Source organism: Mesorhizobium sp. B2-6-1 (assembly GCF_006440475.1).
Taxonomy (GTDB): domain Bacteria; phylum Pseudomonadota; class Alphaproteobacteria; order Rhizobiales; family Rhizobiaceae; genus Mesorhizobium.
In genome coordinates, this window is the sequence record NZ_VFUH01000002.1 from 421,435 (window position 1) to 441,009 (window position 19,575).

Annotated in this window: 20 protein-coding genes; 5 read left to right on the forward strand and 15 right to left on the reverse strand. The window is 65.2% G+C overall.

Annotated features, from left to right (window positions below):
* Positions 1-81 precede the first annotated feature (81 nt).
* The 6 genes from FJ443_RS06680 to FJ443_RS06705 are packed head-to-tail and all read right to left on the reverse strand — an operon-like array spanning position 82 to position 5,358.
* Complete coding sequence (locus FJ443_RS06680) at positions 82-1,092, reverse strand: ROK family protein (protein ID WP_140663207.1); 1,011 nt, start codon at positions 1,090-1,092, stop codon at positions 82-84.
* Positions 1,089-1,811, reverse strand: coding sequence for a ribulose-phosphate 3-epimerase (locus FJ443_RS06685; RefSeq protein WP_140623667.1), 723 nt, complete (start codon positions 1,809-1,811; stop codon positions 1,089-1,091). The genes FJ443_RS06680 and FJ443_RS06685 overlap by 4 nt, the downstream gene beginning before the upstream one ends.
* The gene (locus tag FJ443_RS06690; protein WP_140663209.1) at positions 1,808-2,638 is read right to left on the reverse strand and encodes an alpha/beta hydrolase; all 831 of its coding nucleotides are present in this window, start codon (positions 2,636-2,638) and stop codon (positions 1,808-1,810) included. The genes FJ443_RS06685 and FJ443_RS06690 overlap by 4 nt, the downstream gene beginning before the upstream one ends.
* A complete protein-coding gene (locus tag FJ443_RS06695) occupies positions 2,635-3,456 on the reverse strand; it encodes a sugar phosphate isomerase/epimerase (RefSeq protein ID WP_140663211.1) in 822 nt (273 codons plus the stop codon). The genes FJ443_RS06690 and FJ443_RS06695 overlap by 4 nt, the downstream gene beginning before the upstream one ends.
* Positions 3,456-4,532: a Gfo/Idh/MocA family oxidoreductase gene (locus tag FJ443_RS06700; protein ID WP_140623673.1), complete on the reverse strand. Its 1,077-nt coding sequence runs from the start codon at positions 4,530-4,532 to the stop codon at positions 3,456-3,458. Before FJ443_RS06700 ends, FJ443_RS06695 begins: the two co-directional genes overlap by 1 nt.
* A 4-nt stretch (positions 4,533-4,536) precedes the next feature.
* The gene (locus FJ443_RS06705) at positions 4,537-5,358 is read right to left on the reverse strand and encodes a sugar phosphate isomerase/epimerase (RefSeq protein ID WP_140663213.1); all 822 of its coding nucleotides are present in this window, start codon (positions 5,356-5,358) and stop codon (positions 4,537-4,539) included.
* 175 nt (positions 5,359-5,533) lie between these two features.
* Between FJ443_RS06705 and FJ443_RS06710 the strand changes: the two genes are divergently transcribed.
* The gene (locus tag FJ443_RS06710; protein ID WP_140663215.1) at positions 5,534-6,682 is read left to right on the forward strand and encodes a Gfo/Idh/MocA family oxidoreductase; all 1,149 of its coding nucleotides are present in this window, start codon (positions 5,534-5,536) and stop codon (positions 6,680-6,682) included.
* A 23-nt stretch (positions 6,683-6,705) separates the two neighbouring features.
* Positions 6,706-7,656 carry an alpha/beta hydrolase gene (locus FJ443_RS06715; protein WP_140663395.1) on the forward strand — a complete coding sequence of 317 codons (951 nt, stop codon included), beginning with the start codon at positions 6,706-6,708 and terminating at the stop codon, positions 7,654-7,656.
* On the opposite strand, the gene FJ443_RS06720 is transcribed toward FJ443_RS06715, so the two are convergent.
* From FJ443_RS06720 to FJ443_RS06755, 8 genes are all read right to left on the reverse strand, one after another.
* Entirely contained in the window at positions 7,644-8,678 is a 1,035-nt protein-coding gene (locus FJ443_RS06720) for a LacI family DNA-binding transcriptional regulator (RefSeq protein ID WP_140663219.1), read from the reverse strand. The two genes, FJ443_RS06715 and FJ443_RS06720, sit on opposite strands and share 13 nt — an antisense overlap.
* A 288-nt stretch (positions 8,679-8,966) precedes the next feature.
* Positions 8,967-9,758 (reverse strand): SIS domain-containing protein, encoded by a 792-nt coding sequence (locus FJ443_RS06725; RefSeq protein ID WP_140520921.1) that lies wholly within the window; start codon positions 9,756-9,758, stop codon positions 8,967-8,969.
* A 40-nt stretch (positions 9,759-9,798) separates the two neighbouring features.
* Positions 9,799-10,569, reverse strand: coding sequence for a GntR family transcriptional regulator (locus FJ443_RS06730; protein ID WP_140520922.1), 771 nt, complete (start codon positions 10,567-10,569; stop codon positions 9,799-9,801).
* Positions 10,566-11,441, reverse strand: a complete 876-nt coding sequence (locus tag FJ443_RS06735) for an ROK family protein (protein WP_140663222.1) — start codon at positions 11,439-11,441, stop codon at positions 10,566-10,568. Before FJ443_RS06735 ends, FJ443_RS06730 begins: the two co-directional genes overlap by 4 nt.
* Positions 11,438-12,175: a PIG-L family deacetylase gene (locus FJ443_RS06740; protein WP_140663228.1), complete on the reverse strand. Its 738-nt coding sequence runs from the start codon at positions 12,173-12,175 to the stop codon at positions 11,438-11,440. Before FJ443_RS06740 ends, FJ443_RS06735 begins: the two co-directional genes overlap by 4 nt.
* Positions 12,172-13,029 (reverse strand): carbohydrate ABC transporter permease, encoded by an 858-nt coding sequence (locus FJ443_RS06745; protein ID WP_140663235.1) that lies wholly within the window; start codon positions 13,027-13,029, stop codon positions 12,172-12,174. Before FJ443_RS06745 ends, FJ443_RS06740 begins: the two co-directional genes overlap by 4 nt.
* On the reverse strand, positions 13,026-13,958 hold the full coding sequence (locus FJ443_RS06750) for a sugar ABC transporter permease (protein ID WP_140514575.1): 933 nt from the start codon (positions 13,956-13,958) through the stop codon (positions 13,026-13,028). Before FJ443_RS06750 ends, FJ443_RS06745 begins: the two co-directional genes overlap by 4 nt.
* A 50-nt stretch (positions 13,959-14,008) precedes the next feature.
* On the reverse strand, positions 14,009-15,277 hold the full coding sequence (locus FJ443_RS06755) for an extracellular solute-binding protein (protein ID WP_140514572.1): 1,269 nt from the start codon (positions 15,275-15,277) through the stop codon (positions 14,009-14,011).
* Between the two features lie 321 nt (positions 15,278-15,598).
* On the opposite strand from FJ443_RS06755, the gene FJ443_RS06760 reads away from it, so the two are divergent.
* From FJ443_RS06760 to FJ443_RS06770, 3 genes are read left to right on the forward strand one after another with little or no spacing between them, the layout of a single operon-like run.
* A complete protein-coding gene (locus FJ443_RS06760; protein WP_140562043.1) occupies positions 15,599-16,891 on the forward strand; it encodes a sugar ABC transporter substrate-binding protein in 1,293 nt (430 codons plus the stop codon).
* 8 nt (positions 16,892-16,899) lie between these two features.
* Positions 16,900-17,790, forward strand: a complete 891-nt coding sequence (locus tag FJ443_RS06765) for a sugar ABC transporter permease (protein ID WP_140663242.1) — start codon at positions 16,900-16,902, stop codon at positions 17,788-17,790.
* Positions 17,787-18,650 carry a carbohydrate ABC transporter permease gene (locus tag FJ443_RS06770; RefSeq protein ID WP_140497680.1) on the forward strand — a complete coding sequence of 288 codons (864 nt, stop codon included), beginning with the start codon at positions 17,787-17,789 and terminating at the stop codon, positions 18,648-18,650. Before FJ443_RS06765 ends, FJ443_RS06770 begins: the two co-directional genes overlap by 4 nt.
* Here the strand turns inward: FJ443_RS06770 and pcaD are convergent.
* A complete protein-coding gene (gene pcaD, locus FJ443_RS06775) occupies positions 18,640-19,464 on the reverse strand; it encodes a 3-oxoadipate enol-lactonase (protein WP_140520927.1) in 825 nt (274 codons plus the stop codon). The genes FJ443_RS06770 and pcaD overlap by 11 nt on opposite strands.
* Positions 19,465-19,575: the final 111 nt, after the last annotated feature.

Consider the following 19,575-nt stretch of genomic DNA (forward strand, 5'->3'; position numbering starts at 1 on the left):
GAGGCATTGCTGCCTCCGGCCATTTTTCGTGTGTTCACCGTGTGAGGCGGCAGGACTTGCGCACGCCGCGCAGCCCGGCCATCAGTGTCCCTCCCCATGTCCGGGATATCTGTTCGGCCCTTCGACAGGCAGGCGGGCCGTGCCGTCGTCGAACAGGACAAGGCTTGCCGCGCCGACCAGCCCGGCGTGGCGGCCGAGCTGGGCCTGAACCACCGGCACGTCGCGATAGGCGCGCATGGCGCGCTGGCGGATGGTCGCCTCTATTGCCGGAGCCATCAGATCGAGGCCATTGGCGATGCCGCCGCCGACGACCAGCACGTCGGGCGAATAGAGATGCAGGAGGTTGGTGAAGCCGACGCCCAGCCAGCGCGCTTCCTCCTCGAGCAGGGCCAGGGCGAGATCGTCCTGCAGCCGCGCCGCATCGACGACATGGCGGCCCGTCACCTCGGCATTAGCCGAGAGGCGGCGCAGCGTCGAGCCGTCGAAGGCCGACGTCGCGGCATTGGCGCGGCGGCCGAGCGCGGTGCCCGAGGCGATGGCCTCGAAACAGCCGACGACACCGCATATGCAGCGCTCGCCTTCATTGGTGATGGTCATATGGCCGATCTCGGCCGCAAGACCCCGGCGGCCATGCAGGATGCGCCCGTCGACGACGACGCCGCCGCCGATGCCGGTCGAGACGGTGACGAAGACGAGCGAACGGGCGCCGTGGCCGGCGCCGAAGCGCCACTCGCCGAGCGCTGCCGCATTGGCGTCGTTCTCCAGCCGCACCGGCAGGCCGAGCCGCCGCTCGAGAATGTCGGCGAGCGGCACGTCCAGCCAGCCGGCAAGCGTCGGCGGCCCGACGGCGATGCCGGCCAGCGGATCGAGCGGTCCCGGCGCGCCGACGCCGACGCCAAGGATGGCGAGCGCCGGCGCCTCGGCATGGATGGTCGCGGCGAGAGCCTCGATCTGGCCGATCACCACTTCGGGACCGGCCTGCGCCTGCGTCGGCACCGCCGCGAATGCCAGTATCTTGCCATCACGGTCGACCAGGGCGGCACGAAGCTCGGTGCCGCCCAGATCGATCGCGAGAGCGGCCTCGTTGCTCATGCCGCGACTTTCAGCCCGTGCAGCCAGCCGATGCGGCCGGCCAGATCCTTGTCACCGAAGGCGAGCGAACCAAGAACCACGGTCTCGGCACCCGCGGCACGCAGCAGCGGCACGGTCTCATGGCGGATGCCGCCGTCGGCGGCAAGAACCACGTCCGCCTCGCGTCCGGTCTTGCGCAGGATGGCGCGGGCCTCAACCAACCTGTCGCAGGCTTTCTCCGAAAGGCCTTGCCCCTTGACGCCGATCGCGGTTCCCAGAAGCGTGACGAACGCGACTTCGGACACGAAGGGCCTCACCGCTTCGACCGGCGTTTCCAGCCGCAGCACGACGCCGGCTTCGGCGCCAAGTTCGCGCGCCAGCCGCACAGCGCGCAATCCTGCTTCGCCATTCTCGGCATGGGCGCTGATCATGTCGGCGCCGGCCTCGATGAATTGGCGCGTCTGTTCCTCGATGATTGTCCCGTCGACCATCAGATGGACATGGATGGGCTTGGCCGTCAGTTTGGCAATACGGGCGACCAGATCGGGGAAGAACAGGAAGGACGGCGCGAAGTGGCCGTCAGCGACATCGATGTGGTGAAGGTCGACATAGGGTTCGATGCGCTTCAAGTCGCTCTCGAAATTGGCGAGATTGGCAGACCAAGACGAGAATTCAGCGATCAGACGATCGCGCGGCAATGCGGCGATAGCGGCCGGGCCTGACAGGGGTTTCGAGATCATGACTGGTCCTGGTTGTTGAAATTTTTATCGAGAAAGCCGCCGATCGCGGCACGGATTTCGGCGAAGTGGCGATCCCTGTCGGTGGCCTTCGGTGTCACCTCGGTGAAGATCGCGTTGAGGATTGTCTTCACCAGTTCGCGGGCAGTCGCCAAGGGATGGACGAGGTCGACGCCGCTTCCGACGACGAGTGTGGGGATTGAGAGCGCAGAGGCGGCCCGCGAAACGCCGGGCCCATCGCCGGCGATTGCCTGCATCATTTCGGCGAAGTCCGCTGCATTGTCGCGCTCGAAGAAACCGAGAAGGGAAGCCAGATTGTCGGGTGCCTCGGCGCGGAACCGGGCGGCCGTGGCCGAAGCGGCAAAGACGGCGCGCGCCTCGTTCGGCGGACGGTTTCGGATGAGCTCGGCCACTTCCGCATAGGGACGCATGTTTTCAGGGGCCGCGTCGAAGGCCCAGGCAGGCCGGACCAGCACCAGGCCGGTGACGCGCTCGGGATGCCGGACGGCCAGGCGCAGCGCGATCGCCGCACCCATCGAGATGCCGCCGGCGACGAAGCGTTCGATGCCGGCCGCATCGGCGGCGGCCAGCACGTCGTCGGCGAACATGGCGATCGAAAAGGGGCGCTTATGGCCGGCACCGGAGCCGCCTTGCGCCCGGCATTCGACGGTGAGCCGGCGTCGCGACGGGCCGTCGGGAAAACTCTGCGCCACCTGGGCGGCGTCACCGCCGAGACCGTGCTGGAAGACGACGGGAAGCCTGCCTTGCTCCGTGTCGAAGACACGAAGCGCCGCATCGTCGCGAAGCATGGTCGTCGGTGCGACGCTCATCGGAGCAGGCGGCGCAGAAAGGCGGCAACGGCGGGAGCTTCGTCGGCCGACAGTCCGTGCGTGACAAGCGGGCCATCGAATTTCACAGTGTTCAGCCGCGCGACGAAATCCGGAAAATCGACAATGCCCTCCCCTGTTGTGGCAAAGCGGCCGTCGCTATGCCTGTCCTTGGCATGCGCCATGGCTATATGGGCGGCGGCCTCGTCGATCGCCGCCGCGACGATGGCGCGCGCCTCCTCCGGCGTCGTATGCTCGAACAGGTTCGCCGGATCGAGCACGATCTTCAGATGCTTCGAGCCCATGTCGGCGATCAAGCGGGTGGCATCCTTCGCCGAGGTGACGATGTTGGCCTGTTCGGGCTCGATGCCGAGATCGACGCCTGCGCCTTCGGCCAGCGCCAGCGCCTTTTCCATCTCAGTGGCCATGTCGGACCAGGCGGCCGGTGTGGCGTTGTCGGGATGATAGGCCCATTGGTCGGCTGCATTGCGCGAGCCGGTGCAGAGCGTGACCAGCGGAATGTCGAGGGCGGCGGCTGTATCGATGACGACGGCAAGGCGGCGAAGACCATCATCGCGCACCGCGTTGTCTGGATGCGCCATGTTGTAGGTGCCCGACAGGGCGGCGAGCGATACGCCTGTTGATCGGGCGGCGGCGCGAATGGCCGAAATGGCTGCGTCCGGCACCGCATCGGGCATCGACGGCAGGCCGGCGCAAGCGAGATTGAATTGCGTCGTCTCATAGCCCGCCTGCCGCACTGCTTCCAGCACAACAGCCGGCTCGGTGCCCGCAAAGGTCTTGGCGAAGATGCCGAGACGCATCAGACCGCACCCGAGGCCGAAGCGAGCTCGATCCGCTCGCCGGTCTCGACGGAGCGGGCAATGGCGACCATGGCGCGGATCGAGGCAATGCCGTCCTCGACATTGGCACCGCGCATCGGCGCGCCGTTCAGCACCGTGTCGGCGAGACCTTCCAGCTGGCGGCGGAAGAAATGGCCGTCGGCGCCGAGCGGTTTTCGCGAGGTCGCGTCCTTCTCATGGAAGATATCGACCTCGCTGGCGCGGAAGTACCAGGGATTGAACGTCTTGGCGATGACGGAGCCGTTCTCGCCATAGAGCTGGAAACCCTCGTGCCAGTCCATGCGTACGGCGACGGTGAGATCGAGATGGCCGAGCGCGCCGCTGGCGAACTCGGTCTCGACGAACCAGCAATAGGCGCCGAAGCGTTCGTTGAGACGGGCGCGTACGGCCGTGATCTCGCCGCAGAGGAAGCGGGCCGTATCGGCCAGATGCGAGCCGTGCGCCAGCATGAAATACTGCCGGAGATCCGCCTTCGGATTGCCGGACGGTTTCTTCGCCAGCTTGCTGGTGACAGGCAGCGGCTGCACCGCATCCGTATTGGTGTAGCGGTGGGTGGAATCGCAATACCAGGCCTTCAGCGCCAGCACCTCGCCCATTTCGTCGCGCACGAAGTCGCGCGCCGCCTCCAGCGCCGGATCGAAGCGTTTCATGTGGCCGACCTGCAGGATCCTGCCGGAGCGTTTCACCGCCGCCGCCAGCGCCTCGCCTTCCTCGACCGAAGTTCCGATCGGCTTTTCGCACAGCACATGCTTGCCGGCGTCGAGCGCCTTGATCGACATCGGCACGTGATAGGCGTCCGAGGTGGCGACGATGACCGCTTCCAGCTCCGGATCGGCGAGCATCTCGTCATAGTCGGCATACATCTTCCGCGGCTCGTAGGTGGCGCCCATGCGAGCGAGCAGGTCGGGTGCGGCGTCGCAAATGGCGTAGAGGTCGGCATTGCTGGCCTTTGCACAGGATTCCAGATGCGCGAACTGCGCGATGGGGCCGCAGCCGAGCACGCCGACCCTGAGGCGCCTGTCCTGTTTCCCGATCATCGTCTCAGGCCCCGTAGCCGCGCATCGTCTGGCGGTTGGTCTTGACCGCGCCGGCAGGATCGGCCGCGGCCGTGTCGGATTCTTCTTCAAGCACCAGCCAGCCGTTGAAGCGCGGCGCCGCACCGACGATCTCGATCACTTCAGGCGTGTCGCAGACGCCTTTACCCAGCATCGCCCAATCGCCCTTGGCGTCGACGTCCTTCAGATGGATGTAGCGGATGCGGTCGCGGTAGGTGGTAAGCGTATCGACCATGTCCTTGTGGCCGCGCAATATGTGGCCGGTATCGGGCACCCAGCCGACCAGGTCGGGTTCGAGCAAGGCAAAGATCGCGTCGTAGTCGGCGCGGTCGAACAGCAGCGTGTTGTGGTGCGAACTCGGATGCACTGCGACCTGGACGCCGGCCTTTCGCCCGAGCTCGCCGGCCCTGTTGTAGACCTCCGCGGCGATAGCGAATTTGTCGTCGCGCGAGCCGTTGGAGACGACGGTCGCCGAGCCCATCGAGACAAGCGCACCTGGGAACGCGGCAGCGAAATCGATCCAGCGCCTCGCGGTTTCGAGATCGGCGCCGATCTCGTCCTTCAGCGTGAAGCCGCTTTTCGAACCGAAGGCGAAGGAGACCAGCGTCAGGCCGGATGACCCCAGCGCCGCGGCGAACTCCGTCGGCTTGCCTGCATAGCGGCCGATCATGGTGTCGGTGATCTCGATGCCGGCATAGCCGCCGTCGGCGATCGCCTTCAGGAGATCGTCGGGGCCGCCGGTCCAGGCCTTGCCGAGCATCTCCCAGGTGAAGGTCTGGCAGCCGATCTTGAGCTTCGTCTTCGTCATGTCGTTCATTCCTTGACGCCGCCCTGGGTTTCCTTGGCGCCCCTGGGTTTCGCATGGTCTATAAAAATTTTACGCGCGTCAATATTCAATATGTTGTATAGCGGCTGCGAGGGATGATCCATTGGCGGGCAACGGATCGGGCAGAGCGTGGCCGCATCGGAGGAACGACAAGAAAATGCACGGACAATCGAAGACGAAGCTTGGGATCGGCGTCGTCGGATGCGGCAACATCTCGATGACCTACCTGCGCAATGCCGCGCTTTTCGGCGGCATCGAGCTGCGCGCCTGCGCCGACATCTCGGCCGACATGGCTACCTTGCGCGCCAAGGAATATGGCATCCGTGCGCTCGGCGTCGATGCGATGCTGGCCGATCCCGAGATCGATCTCGTCCTCAACCTTACCATCCCGGCGGCACATTTCGACGTCTCGTTTTCGGCGCTTTCGGCGGGCAAGCATGTGTTTACCGAAAAGCCGCTGGCGACCTCGGCCAGCGACGGGCGCCGCCTGGTGTCGGAGGCGGCCAAGCGGGGGCTGCTGCTCGGCTCGGCCCCCGACACTTTCCTCGGCGCCGCCGGCCGGCGGGCGCGCCGCCTGATGGACGATGGCGCCATCGGCCGCGCCGTGACCGGCACCGCCTTCATGATGGGCCGCGGCATGGAGCACTGGCACCCCAACCCGCAATTCTACTACCAGCCGGGCGGCGGCCCGGTGTTCGACATGGGCCCCTACTATCTGACCATGCTGGTCAATTTGCTCGGTCCCGTCCAACGCGTCATGGCAATGGCGACGCTGGGCCACCAGGAGCGGCTGATATCAGCCGAGGGACCGTTCAAGAACACGACCTTCAAGGTCGGCACGCCGACCAACGTGCTGTCGCTGCTCGAATTCCGGTCAGGCGCGACAGTCACCTTCGGCGCCTCATGGGACGTCTTCAAGCACTCCAACCATCCGATCGAACTGCATGGCACGGAGGGCTCGCTGCGCCTGCCCGACCCCGACACGTTCGGCGGCACCGTGTCCTTGTCCGAGCGCGGCGCCGAGTGGAAGGATTTCCCCAGCGAGGGCGAACTCTACGGCGCCCGCAACTGGCCCTATGCCGCGCCCGACCGCGCCAATTATCGCATGCTCGGCGTCGCCGACCTCGTGCGTTCGCTCGCGACAGGTGCCACGCCCCGCGCTTCCGGCACTCTGGCGCTGCATGTGCTGGAGATCATGGAGGCGATCCTGCGCTCCGGCGAAATGAAAAGCCCGGTCGCCATTGCTGGCGACGTCGTCCAGCCGGCCCTGCTCTCGGAGGACGAGGCGCGCGGCCTGCTCGCCTAGATGCAATCATGACGGAGATTGCGATGACGCTCGATCCTGATGCTCTGCGTGCCCTGGAAATCGGCCGCGCGGCCGGCGGTGCGCCGTTCGAGAACGGCAGCGTGGCGGCGGCGCGGGCCGCCTACAATGCTTCGTTCCCGGCGCAGCAGGGCGAACATGAGCCGGTCGCGGCGACGTCGCAGCGGCAGATCGACGGACCGAACGGCCCGGTTCCGATCCGCATCCATCGCGGCATCGGCGCACCGCGAACCGGCGCGCGCGCCGTGCTCTATCTGCATGGCGGCGGCTGGGTCATCGGCAATCTCGATTCGCATGACGAGATCTGCCGCTGGCTGGCCAATCTGGCCAATGCCCTCGTCGTCTGCCCCGATTATCGACTGGCACCAGAGCACAAATTCCCCGCCGGGCTCGAAGACTGCGCGGCAGCGCTCCGCTTCATCGCGCAAGACGCCGGGGATCTCGGCATCGATCCTGCCCGTATCGCCGTTGCCGGCGACAGTGCCGGCGGAAACCTTGCCGCCGTGCTGGCACTGCTCGCCCGCGACGGGCAAGCACCGCCGCTTGCCGCACAGATCCTGATCTATCCCAACACCGATGCCCGCCAGACGGCGGACAGCTACCGCCGTTTCGGCAACGGGTTTGGACTGACCGCCGCCACCATGGCCTGGTTCCGCGACCACTATGTGCGCACCCCGGACGACATCAAGGATTGGCGCGTTTCGCCGCTGCTGGCATCGAGCCTTGCAGGCGCGGCGCCGGCGTTTGTCCTGACCGCCGGTCACGATATCCTGGCCGACGAAGGGACCGCCTATGGCGAACGCCTGCTTGCTGAAGGGGTGCCGCTGGTCCTGCGGCACTGGCCGGGCCAGATCCACGGCTTCGTCTCGATGGGCCCCTACATTCTCGCCGCGCGGCAAGCGATGAGCGAGGCCGCGGCCTGGCTCCAATTGCAGACGCGCGCTCAGGCCGATTGACGCATCACCAGGGTCGCGCCGAGCTTGACGTTTCGCACGAGGTCATGCGCGGGCGGGCGGGCCTCGTCGAGCAAGGCCAGCAGGATCTCGACGCTGCGGCCGGCCATTGCGGCGAAGTCCTGCGCCATGGTGGTGAGCGGCGGACAGGTGTAGCGGCTCAACGGGTGGTCGTCATGGGCGGCGACACGGAAATCGCAATCGGGCTTGCGGCCGATCTTCAGCCCGCGCGTGAAAGCGGCCGACATGATGCCGAAGGCGAGCCGGTCATTGGCGCACAGGATCGTGCGACCAGGCAGGCCTCCCTTGTCGAGCGTCCTTTCCATCCATTCATGGCCGATCCGCTCGAAGTCCCAGGTGTAGTCGCGCGCCGCGTTGATGACGACAGACTCAAGGCCGGCGGCCCGCATCGTCTCGATATAGCTATGCAGTCGCTCGCCCGAATTGTGGTTGACGTGCGGGATGTCGACATACACCGGCGGCTCGCCGGACCGGCAGAGATAATCGACCATGATCGACGTGCTCTGGTGGTTGTCGTTGCCGACGAAGGGCGTGTCACCCTCGATATAGGTGTCGAAATAGACGATCGGGATGTCTTTGCCCATCCGTTCGAAGACGCCTGGCTCGGAGACCGATCCCAGCGGGGCCACGATGGCGCCGGCCACCTTCAGCGAGGTGAGCGTCTTGACCGATTCCGACTCAAGCCTGGGCGAACCGTGCGAGGAGATGACGATCGGCCAAAAACCTTCGTCGCGGCAGCGCAGCTCAATGCGGCTGACCATCTCGGCATAGAACGGATCGGTAATCGCCGGCACGACGATGCCGACATTGCGGGTGCGCTTGCGGTTGAGATTACGGGCGAAGAGGTTCGGCTGATAATCCGAGGAGCGAAGCGCGGCCTCGATGCGGGTGCGCGTCGCCGGCTTGACGCTCGCCGGATCATCGAAATATTTCGACAGGGTCGGCCGTGACACGCCGCACGCCCGGGCGAAGTCATCCATCGTGCGGTGCGTCTTTTCCGCCATCGATATTCAGGGTCCCTTGCCCTCGCCCGCCGCCCCGGCCGACACGAGTCACGCGGCCGTTGCCTGGAAGCAGCAATGCTCGACCGAACTTGTCCAGTCAAGTTTTAACGGTTCCCAATAGATCGCGGAGTCATTACGCGCGTCAAATTATTTATTGACGCTTTCAAAGCGACACTGAAGCTTCGGAAGGAAGCCAATGGGATAGGCCCGGTCTTGCATCGACGATGATAAGTTCGTATTGGGCGCATCCATGGCGGGAGGCGTCCGCGACGCCTCCCGCCCCGAACATCATTCGCCCCGCATCGTCGCCTGGAAGGCCGGCAGGTGCTTTTTCTGTGCTTCCAGCATGCGTTCGCGGTAGACGCCGTAGATGACATCGGTGTCGTGCAGGGTCACGCCCGCGATCGTCGGCGAGGCGAAGACCGGCAGTTCGATGCCGCGCTTGGCGAGCTGCTCGGCGGTGCGCGCGATCAGCTCATGCGCCAGGATCATGGCGAGCACCGTCGAAGAGCCGGAGACCGGACGGCTCCAGCCCTCGACCGGCACGATCGCATCCTCTATCGGCGAGCAGGTGTCGATGACGAGATCGGCCGCGTCGGCCAGTCGCTTGCCGGAGGAGTGCGTCGCGGGCTTGTCGAGATTGTTCTTGCTGGTGACCGCAACGACGAAGATGCCGCGCTTCCTGGCATAGAGCGCCGTATCGATGCCGGAAGAGTTGCGGCCGCTGTGGCCGAAGATGATGATGGAGTCACCCTTGTTGAGCGGCTGATGATCCAGGAATTTTTCGGCGTATTTCTCGGTGCGCTCCAGCCACAGCAGCTCACGCACGCCGCCGGCGCCGAGCACATTGTGCCACATCACGCGCGGGTCCGTCAGCGGGTTGAAACCGACATAGCTGCCGTAACGCGGAAACACTTCCTGCACCGGCAGCACCGAATGGCCTGAACCGTAGAGATGGATCAGACCGCCGCCTTCAAGCGAGTCGGCAAAGCGGCTGGCTGCCTGGCCAAAGGCCGCTTCATTGGTTTTCGCTGCCTGGTCGATGAGGGCGGCGAGACGGTGAATGTAGAGGTCGGACACGTGGGTACTCCTGTTAAGTGTCTGCTTGGGTGATGATGGATCAGCTTCGCGGATTTGACGGGACGCGCCCGGCGCGCAGCGTCGAGCGTATCTCGTAGCGGTCGCCGCGCATGATGGAGACGGTGAACTCGAACGGACCGCGCTCGTCGGTGGCGATACGCTCGACCACGAAAGCCGGACTGCCGACCGGCAGATCGAGCAGCTCGGCATCCGCCGCGCCAACCGCGCCGACGCGATAATTCTCGCGCGCCGCCACCGGCACGATGCCGTAGTGGCGCTCCAGCGCCTCGTACAGCGATCCCTGCAGCAGGCCGGCGTCGAGGAAGCCCGGCACACGTGCGGCTGAGAGCTGCGCCGTCTGGATGCCGATCGGTTCGTTGTTGCCGAGCCGCAGCCGCCGGATGCGCACCACCGGGTCACCCTCCTCAATCTCCAGCGCGCCGGCCGCCGCCGCATTGGCGATGGTGAGGCTGCAATCGAGCAGGCGCGAGCCGGCAACGACGCCGATGTTGCCCATCTCCTGGGTGAAGCTCGTCAGTTCGCGGGTGCCGGCGACGAGCGTGGTGGAGCGCACGAAGGTGCCGCGTCCGTGTTCGCGGCGCAGCAATCCGCTTTCCTCCAGATTGCGCAAAGCGTGGCGCAGCGTGATGCGGCTGACCCCGAAAAGCGCGCCCAGCCGGTCTTCGGCCGGGATCTGGTCGCCCGTCGCCCATTCGCCGCTCTTGACGATGGCGCGGATGGCCTCCTCGACCTGATACCAGAGCGGCTCGGGCCTTCTGCGATCCGGCTGCTGAAAACTGGCTTCACTCATCGGATCTGTCTCCACCCGCTTCCGGCCTGTCCGGCCACTGCCGCACCGACCAGGCCGGCGCCGGGGCCGAACGCGCCAGCCTTGAGAGAAATGCCGCGCAGATGCGGCGGCAGTTGGCGCCGCAGCGCGGCAAGCAGCGGCGGTCCGATGACGTCAAGCGCATCGGCAAGGCCGCCGGAAACCAGGATCACCTGGGGGTCGAGCAGCGCGACGGCGCCGGCAAGCGCGGTGCCCAGCCGGCGCGCCGGCAGCTCGAGCAGGGTCTGTGCCGCGAGTTCGCCCGCCTGGGCAGCCGCGATCAGCTGGCGGCCGCTGGCAAGGCCGACCTGACCGGCAAGCGCGTCAAGCGCACGGCCCGATGCAACGCGCTCCAGCCAGCCGCTGCGCTCCTCGCCATGGTCCTGGATGTCGGCGCAGGCCCAGCCGAACGAGCAGGCGCCGCCATGCGTGCCGGCGACGATGCGGTGGTTGGCGAGCACCGCCGAGCCTATGCCCGTGCCGATTGCCAGCAGGATCGCATCCGACATGCCCTTCGCGCTGCCTTCAACGGCTTCCGCCAGCAGGGCGATCTGCGCGTCGTTGCCAACGGCGACGCGCAACTGCGGGAACAGCGCCGCGATGTCGACACCGTCGAGCCAAGGGAGATTCGGGATCCAGCGGCAGACCGACCCCTCGACGAGACCTGGCACCGCCAGGCCCAACGCCTTGACCGCGCCGGCCTCGGCGCAAAGCGCCGTGATGCGGGCGACGAAGGCATCAAGGCTTGCCGGCGCCGGTTCGCGGCTCGGCCTCTCCAGCGCGCTGACATTGCCGGACTGGACGGCGGCGCGCAGATTGGTGCCGCCGAGATCGATGGCCAGAACCCGCGTCATCGGCGCCCTCCGGCAGCCGGTGGCGCGAACAGACCGCTGCCGGCGTTCCAGGAATGCGAGGCCGCCGCGAAGGCCTGCGCATGGCGCGTGCCGCGCAGGCAGCCGCGCAGACGGTAGAGCGCGCTGTAGTAATCGACATAGGGGAAGCTGCTCAGGCCCCGCGCCAGCTCGTATTCATGCACCGCCTCGCTCCACGCCTCGAAGCCGTCGCTGACGTCGACCAGGTGCTCGGGGCGGAAACCGTCATCGTCCTCCCAGTTCTCGCCGAACAGCAGCAAGCCCGGCGTAAAGGCGGCATGGTCGCGCGCAACAGTCGGAAGGGCGGCGAAGAAGATGCCGGTCTGCGTCAGCTTGGCTGCGGCGCGATGGTCCTTGTGCCAGCTGCCGTGCCAATGGGTTATGACCACTTCCGGCTTCAGCTCGCGAATGACATCGCACAGTTTCAGCGCCGTCTCGTCATCGGAAGGCAGGAAGGCGTCATGCAGGCCTAGATTGCGCATGGCGACGCCGAGGCGAGCGGCGGCCCTGCCCGCTTCCTCTTCCTTCTGGGCGCAATAATGCTCGGGGATCAGGCACGGATGGCCCTGCTCGCCCATGCTCAGGTGCAGGAACGTCACCGTGGCGCCCCTCATTACGGCGGCCGCCGCCAGCGGTCCGGCGATCACCTCGGCATCGAAGGCATGCGCACCGACGACCAGGATGGATTTGGCGTCATAGATCCTGTCCTCGATCATTTCATGCCTCCCCCAGCGCCTACGCCCTCTCGAATCTGGCGGGCGAGCAGACAATACATGATCAGGATCGGCGCCATGGAGATCGCCAGCGAGGCGAACACCAGGCCCCAATCGGTGCGGTACTGGCCGACGAAGACGCTGATGGCCAGCGGCACGGTCTTGTAGCGGTCGTCGAAGATGAAGATCAGCGGGAAGAAGAAGTCGTTCCACACGGCGATTGCCGTGAAGATGGCGACGATCGACACCGCGGGCTTCACCATCGGCAGGATGACCTGGAACAGGATGCGGACCTCGCCGGCGCCGTCCATGCGTGCCGCCTCGTCGAGTTCGGAGGGCAGAACGCGCATGAAATTGGCGAAGATGAAGACGGCGAAGGGAATGCGGATCGCCGAATAGACGAGGATCAGTCCGGTCAGGGAATCCAGCAGGCCGAGATTGCGCATCAGCGTGAACAGCTCGACCGAGGCGAGCCTTATCGGCAGCATGATGCCGGACAGGAACAGGCCGAGCATGATGGCGTTCCAGCCCAGCCGGTAACGGCTGAGCGGATAGGCGGCCATGGCCGAGACGACGATGGTGAGGATGACCGTCCCGGCGGTGACGATCAGGCTGTTGATGAAATTGTGGCCGAGGTCGGCACGTGTCCACGCGTTGACGAAATTGTCGAAGGCCCAGCTTGTCGGCAGGCCGAGCCGGTTGTCGTAGATTTCGGCCGTCGACTTGAAGCAGGAGACGACGAGGATGTAGAGCGGCAGCAGCACGGCCGCCGTCCATACGGCAAGCACCGTCCAACCGGGCAGCCGCGAAAGCCGGCGCGAGATCAGGGGACTGCCTGAGATGGCCAGCGCGCTCATAGCTGCACCGTGCGGCGGTCGAAGAAGCGCAGCATCAACAGCGTGCCGACGCTGAGGATGAGGAACAGCATGGTGCCCAACGCCAAAGCAAGCCCGATATCGGTGATGCCGACGGCGCCCTCCGCGCCGAAGGCCAGCCTGTAGAAATAGGTCACCAGCGTGTCGGTCGAATAGCTCGGATTGCCCTGTACGCCTTGCATCACATAGACGATGTCGAACTGGTTGAAGGTGTTGATGAAGGACAAAGTCGTCAGCGTGCCCAGCGCCGGCATCAGCAAGGGCAGCGCGACGGAGAACAGCATGCGCGCATTGCCGGCGCCGTCGAGTTTCGCCGCCTCGAAGATCTGGCCCGAAATCTGCCGCAGGCCCGCCGTGTAGATCAGCACCGGCAGGCCCATCCAGTTCCAGGCGTCGACGGCGACCAGCATGGCCAGCGCGGTGTGGCTGTTGCCAAGCACGGTCAGGCTGCCCTGGTGCAGGCCAAGCCCGTTCAGCGCCCATTCGACCACGCCGCCCGGCGCCAGGAGCAGGCGCCACAGCGCACCGACGATGACCGGGCTCAGCACCGCGGGGAAGAAAAAAACCGACTGGAAGAAGGCCGCACCTCGATCACGCAGGAACAGCAGCCAGGCGAACAGCAGTCCGATGCCGTTCTGGAAGACCATGATGCCGAAGAACCAGGCGGTGTTGTGCCAGAGCGCGCCGTAGAGCCTGGCGCTACTGGGGAAAACGAACAGGCGCGAAAAATTCGACAGGCCGGCGAACTCGGTGATGCGCAGCCCCTTCCAGATGAAGAAGCTGCCCCACAGCGACATCGCCAAGGGATAGAGGACGAACAGGGCGTAGACGGCCAGCGCCGGCAGGATGAAAAGCACGGCCATGCGCTGCTGCGTTCGCTTCAGGCTGCTTTTGCGGCGACGATCGATCATGCGTGGCTTGCCCGGTGGGAGGCCGGCCGCATTGCGGCCGGCCCGGCTCCTTACTGCTTCGGCTTGAACCAGGTGGCGACGGCGGCCTGCATGTCGGCCGCCAGCTTCTCCGGTGCGATGTTGCCTTCGACCATGTCGATGATCTCCGCTTGCAGGACGGAAGAGGCGGTCGGCGACTGCCAGCGGAAGCCGACCAGCGTCAGGTAGGGCGTCGAGTTCTTCGACATCTCCATCATCTCGGCCAATACCGGGTCCTTCACCGTGACATCGGTGCGGGCCGGCGGCCAGCCGAGTTCGTCGGCGAACATTTGCGCGAATTCGGCCGAGGCCATGAAGTCCAGCACCTTGATCGCGGCTTCCTTGTTCGCGCTTTCGGAGACGAGGCCGTAGGAGCCGTCCGAGAAGGCCGAGGTGTAGAGCTTTGCCCCCGCATCGTCGGCGGGGAACGGGAAGATCGAGAATTTCAGCTTCGGGTTCTGCGATTTGAAGCTGCCATTCTCGAACGAACCGCCAAGAAACATCGCGGCCTTGCCACCAATGAACTGCTGGGTGGCGGTGGTGTAGTCGATCCCGGCGAAGCCGTCGGGGAAATAAGGCTTCAGCTCGGCGAAGCGCTTCAGCGCCGCGACATAGCGCGGATCCTCGAAGGTCGCCTTGCCGGTCATCATCTCGTCGTAAAAGCCGGGGCCGTAGACGGTCGGGCCGATGACGCCGACGCCGATCTCCAGTTCCCACGCCGAGCCGTTGGCGCCGCCGGTGGCGATCGGCGTGATGCCGGCCGCCTTCAGCTTGTCGCAGGCGGCGACGAAATCCTTGTAGGTCTTGGGGACCTCGATGCCCTGCGCGGCAAAGATATCCTTGTTGTAGAAGACGCCCATCATCGGCACCGAATAGGGCACGCCGTAGAGCTTGCCGTCGGAGCGCCCACGCGCGCCGCCAAGGGCTGCGTCCGGCATGCTCTTCAGTTCCGGCACGCTCTCGTCGAGCGCGTCGAGATAGCCCGCCTCGACGAAAGGCTGCAATTCGCCATAGGCCTTGAGCTGGGCGATGTCGGGCCCGCGCCCGCCACGCAACGCCGTGCTCAGGCGGTTCTGGTAGTCGGCATCCGGCGTGAACTGGATGTTGACCTTGATGCCTGGGTTCTTGGCCTCGAAGGCATCGAAGATGCGGCGCATCGCGGCTTCGTCCTCGGTGCGCCAGCTCCACAGCGTCACCGTGCTGTCGGCCCGCGCCGGCAGGCTGGTGAACAGGCCAGCGCAGGCGGCAAGGCCGCCGATCAGGCCAAGGGCTGCGCGTCGGTGAATTGAAAGCATGCTCATTGCCAGTCTCCCATTTTTATCTGTCCTTGGCGTCCCGCGGCCCTATCGACGCCGCGGAGAGTCATTCCTCAGGAAAGTCATTATAACGACATAGCAGCCTCCGCAAGAGGTCTGACACTCCCTCCGGGAACGGCTGGGCTAAGCCAATCAACCATGATTCCTTCACAGCTAACTGTATTTCCACCGTAAATTTCGTACGTGAACGGACAGCAGAGAAATCAGGGACAGCGCCATGCGCAGCTTTTTCGCAATCGGGCCCTTGCGCCAATGCTTCATGTTGTCATAACGTCATCGTGATCGCTAGCCTGAGGGAGGATGAGGATGTCTCTTGCCTGGACTTCGAAACTGGCTCTGGCCGCGAGCCTGGCCATCCTGCCCGCCAGCGGCTGGGCGCAGTCGGTCAACATCTCCTATCTCACCCATTGGTCGCCGGAGACGGTCGCATTGCTGGAAGCGGCGGCCAAGGACTATGCGAAGACAAATCCAGATGTCAGCGTCACCGTGCGCGCCGTTCCCTTCGGCGATCTCCTGACCACGCTGCGCTCCCAGGGCGGCGGCGCGGACGGTCCCACGATCGGCGGCATCTACGATCTCTGGTTGCCTGAGCTCGCCCGCGACAAGCTCGTCGCGCCCGCCCCCGACCCTGTCGCCGAAGAGGTCAAGGGAGCATGGCCCGCTGGCGTGGTGAGCGCCGCGTCGGTCGGCGGCAAGCTCTACGGCATTCCCAACGAGATCGACGTCTACGCGCTGAACTACAACAAGGCACTGTTCAAGCAGGCCGGCATTACTGCTGCGCCGAAGACCTGGGACGCGTTCAAGGAGGCGGCGAAGAAGCTGACCAACAAGGATGCCGGCCAGCAGGGTTTCGGCATGATCAATTCCTGGGCGGCGGGCGTCGTCCACCCCTTCGCCTCGCTGCTGGTCTCCAATGGCGGCGACCTGGTCAAGGACGGCAAGCCGGCGCTGGACACTCCGCAGGCCGCGCAGACCTTCCAGCTCTATGAGGATCTCATCAAATCGGGCGCCAGCGTGCCGGCCATGGCGACGGCAGACGCCAACACCACCGGCCCCTTCCTCGACAATTTCGTCTCCGGCAAGACCGGCATGATCATCATGGCCAATTGGTGGGAAAGCGCGCTGAAGGCAGGCATGGGCGACAGGTTCGCGGATATCGCCACCGCACCAATCCCCGTCGGCCCGAGCGGCGACAAGCCGCATTCGATCTCCTATTCCTGGATGACCGTGGTCAACGGCAATGCCGGCGAGGCCGAGCAGAAGGCCGCATGGGAATTCCTGGCCTGGCTCAACAATCCGAAATCCGGCAAGAACGGCGCCTCGGCGATGTCCGACATATTGATGTCGATGGGCATCCTGCCCTCGCGCAGCTCCGATATCGAGGCCCACAAGGACAAGCTCGGCTCGGAATTCCTGTCGGGCTATGTCAGCGTGCTGGCCGACGCCAAGCCCTTCCCGGTCGTGCCGGGCGGACAGGAGTTCTCGGAATCCCTGCAGCAGACGCTGGAGGCGTTGCAGTATGGCCAGGTCTCGGCCAAGGATGCGCAGGCGACGGCGCAAGCGGACGCCGCCTCGATCCTGGAGCGCGCCGCCAAGTAGACTGAACCATGATCAACAGGTACCGTGCCTCGGCGGGCATCATGCTGGCGCCCGCCGTGACGCTGATCGGCATCTTCATCCTGTTGCCGATGCTGCTCACCGTCTGGCTATCCTTCCAGGACTGGTCGACGCAGACGCCTTTTTCCAATGCGGCCTTCATTGGCTTCGACAATTTTCGCGAGATTTTCGGCGCCTCATCGGTCGGACGCGACTTCAAGGGCGCGTTGATCAACACCTCCATCTACACCGCGCTTTCCGTCATCCTCATCCTGCCGCTCTCGGTCGCCTTCGGGCTGATGGTCCACCAGCACGATGTTGGCGGCGGCACGGCGCTGCGGACCGTGCTGTTTTCCACCTATATGGTACCGATGATCGCGGTGGCGCTGGTGTGGTCGAAACTCTATTCGCCTGGTGAAGGGCCGCTGAATCAGATGCTCGGCCTGATCGGCGTCGACCCGCAGCCCTTTCTGTCGTCCCCGCGCTCGGCGCTGATCTCGATCGTCCTGCTCAATGTGTGGCAGCAGGTCGGCTATTTCACGGTGCTGGCGATTGCGGGGCTGACCCAGATTTCCGGCAGCCTCTACGAGGCGGCAAAACTCGACGGCGCCAACCGGTTCGAGCAGTTCCGCTTCATCACCTTGCCGTTGCTGCGACGCACACTCCTGTTCAGCGCGGTGATCGCCATCATCAACGCCGTGCAGGTGTTCGAGCCGGTGGCGCTGATCACGCAGGGCGGGCCGGTCGGCTCGACCAATGTCTTGACCTATCACATACGCCGCGTCGGCATCGAGCGCGCGCAGGGCGGACTGGGTTCGGCCATGGCCGTCATGCTGATGCTGTCGCTGATCGTCGTGGTCTGCGCTCTGTTCGCCTTTGCCAACCGGAAGGATCAGGAATGAGCGCGGGATCGTCGAGCCGGTTGCCGCGCAGACGCCCCGCCGGCCGCAAGGCGCTGCTGGCCACGCTCATGCTGCTCGTGGCCGTGGCGTCGGCCTTTCCGCTGGTTTGGATGGTTCTGTCCAGTCTCAAGACTCCGGCCGAGAGCATGCAGGTGCCGCCGGTGTGGATCCCGCACACGCCGAGCCTCGACGCCTACGGGAAAGTTTCGGGCGTGGTCAATGTCGGCCGTTCTATGTGGAATTCCCTGGTCATCGCCTCGATCACCACAGCCGGTATCCTCATCACCAGCATGATGGCCGGCTACGCCTTCGCCAAATACCACTTCCCCGGCCGCTCGCTTTTGTTCTCGGTGCTGATCGCGACCATGTTCCTGCCGCCGATCGTGACGCTGATCCCGCTCTATCGCCTCGTCGGCTCGATCGGCCTCAATGCCAGCCTCGCCGGCATCATCGTGCCCAACCTCGCCAATGCCTTCGGTATCTTCCTGATGCGCCAGTTCATTGCAAGCGTGCCTGACGATCTGATCGACGCTGCGCGCATGGACGGCGCCTCCGAACTGCTGATCCTGTTCAAGATCGTGGCGCCCAGCGTGGCGCCGGCGATCGCGGCATTGGCGCTGTTTGCCTTCGTCTATCACTGGAACAGCTATCTGTGGCCGCTGACCGTGCTGCAAGGCAACGCCGACGCCTATCCGATCGTCATCAGCCTCAGCCGGCTGTTGAGTTACAACAGAGGCGCCGTCAACACCGGGTTGGTGATGGCCGGCGCGACGCTTGCCGTGCTGCCGCCGCTCATCCTCTTCGTCCTGCTGCAGCGCTTTTTCGTCGATTCCATCGTCGGCTCGGCGATCAAGGGGTAGCCGCGCTCAAAGGTTTCTGCCCCGGAGGAGGCGACGCGACAAAATCGCGGATCAGCGCGACCACCGCCTCCGGCTGTTCGATGCAGGGAATATGGCCGGCATTAGGAATGATTTCAAAGCGGGCGCCGGGGATCAGCGCTGCCAGCGAGCGGACGAGATCGGGCGGTGTCGAGCCGTCCTGGTCGCCGACCATGCAAAGTGTCGGCACCGCGATACGCCGCGCGGCCTCGGTGAGGTCGGCGTCGCGGACCGCCATGCATGTCCCGATGTAACCCGGCAGCGCCTGCCTGGTCAGCATATTGCGGCAACCGGCAAGGTCGGCCGCACGCGCGGCATGGAAGCCGGGCGTGAACCATGCTTCCATCACACCGTCGGCTATCGCCTCGATCCCATCGCGCTCGACGGTGGCGATACGCTTATTCCAGCTCTCGTCCGTGCCGATCTTGTGCGCCGTGTCGGACAGGATCAGAGCCTCAACGCAGCTGGGATGACGGGTATAGAGCCGCTGCGCGATCAAGCCACCGACCGACAGGCCGAACAGCACGACCCTGCCGAGATCGAAATGATCGATGAGGCCCAGGAGATCGTCGACATGATCATCGATCGACCGGATGCCGCTGCCGATATCGGAAAGTCCGTGGCCGCGCTTGTCGTAGACCAGCAGAGGCATGTCACCGCTTAATTGCGAGATGACATCGTCCCAGATGCGCAAATCGGTACCCAGCGAATTGATGAAGATCACCGGCCGCGCGGTGCCGGTCGCCTCGACATAGCGGTGGTGCAGCGCAAGGCCGCCAATGGTGACGAACGGCACGATTTCGACCCTCCCGGCTCCCACAGTGCATGAGGCATCTGGTTGGGTAAAATGATATTTTGAGGCATCGTTGTAGGACATCGGCCGTTCTGGCACACCGGTCTTGCGCGA